Below are 1,216 nucleotides of genomic sequence, written 5' to 3'. Positions count from 1 at the left end.
CGCCATAAACCAATCTCCAAATGCAAGTGCTCAATCTGATTACTTTGATAGCAACGGAAGAAAACTAGGATCAAAGAGCTTTAATGCTATCGATGGTCCTCAGCAGCAACTTTCTTTCTCAAATGAAGGAATTGCATCCATGGAAATTCGTGGAGTTTTGGGGCAACACTTGTATTTTGATAAATTCGAGCTATACGGCTGACCAAAAAAATTCAATACAACAGAAATAATTCAGCGTTCCGCAGCTCATGGGAGGAGTGGTCATACTGAGGTGCCATATGACGGATTCATTAATTCGTCCCCTGGCACCTATTGCTATGGCACATCATTATCCAGCGCCTGAATCACCACCGTCCAGTACCCGGTTGACCATCAGTTCACTGAGCATGATCACCTGATGCAGCATCAGCATGGCCCGGCGTTGCGAGTGGTCGACGGTGTCGCCGATATCACGGGCCATGTCGCTGGCGGCGGCTAATGATTCGCAGGCTTCGACGAGCAACGTTTCTTCGTCCACGGTGGGGTCGATGAGGAAGATTCTGTTCGCCTTGCATGACGAGGTTAAAGGGATCGAGATCTTCAGGGCGCCGGGGTTGAGGTAGAAGTTGATGGCACGGTCGGTCGCGGCTTTTATCTTCTGCGGGTCGAGGGCCGGGTCGTACGGGATCGGGTCGACGTCTGGGGGGTTGGGTGTGGCTTTGAACATAGATGAAGCTCCAATTTGAAAAATGGGAACCTTCACCCCTCGCTACCAAACGATGGGTGGCGGCCATGCGCGGGTTGGTAGACCGGTCGAATTGGCAAAACCCGGCGCTCACGAATGAGCCCCACGCATGACCACCATACAAAGCCGTCCTCAATAAGAGGCAGCATTTGGAGGTGTCGCAAGAACGACAATTCAAGACGGGCTACCAAACCCGATCACTGATTTTCAGTGACAGGGAAACGATATAGCCCGACCCATAGCCGTGTAAGCCGGCGGATTCTGGCGTACGCGTAGGTAACGGCGCAAGGCGTTGTAGCCGTTATGGCGTAACGGTTCGTGTACTTTAAACGTGGTTGCGGGGTGATGTTTATTTGCGGGGTTTGCTCTGTTGTTTTGATTTTGTCTGGCAGGCCGTTTTCGCGAGCAGGCTCGCTCCCACAGTTGGAATGCGTGCATTCAGGTGGGAGGTTGGTTGGCTGGGAGGCCGCCATCGCTGGCAAGCCAGCTCCC

The 1,216-nt window shown here is 52.8% G+C and carries 2 protein-coding genes; one reads left to right on the top strand and one right to left on the bottom strand.

Going from position 1 to position 1,216, the window contains the following annotated elements; translation table 11 throughout:
* On the top strand, positions 1–202 hold a 202-nt coding region (locus H043_RS30555), incomplete at its 5' end, for a hypothetical protein (RefSeq protein WP_177325679.1).
* 126 nt (positions 203–328) lie between these two features.
* Here H043_RS30555 and H043_RS0128050 read toward each other — a convergent pair.
* On the bottom strand, positions 329–706 hold the full coding sequence (locus H043_RS0128050; RefSeq protein ID WP_027614581.1) for a hypothetical protein: 378 nt from the start codon (positions 704–706) through the stop codon (positions 329–331).
* Between the last annotated feature and the right edge of the window lie 510 nt (positions 707–1,216).

This window comes from Pseudomonas sp. URIL14HWK12:I6, assembly GCF_000514195.1.
GTDB lineage: Bacteria > Pseudomonadota > Gammaproteobacteria > Pseudomonadales > Pseudomonadaceae > Aquipseudomonas > Aquipseudomonas putida_A.
This window is presented reverse-complemented; position numbering and strand designations above follow the sequence as displayed.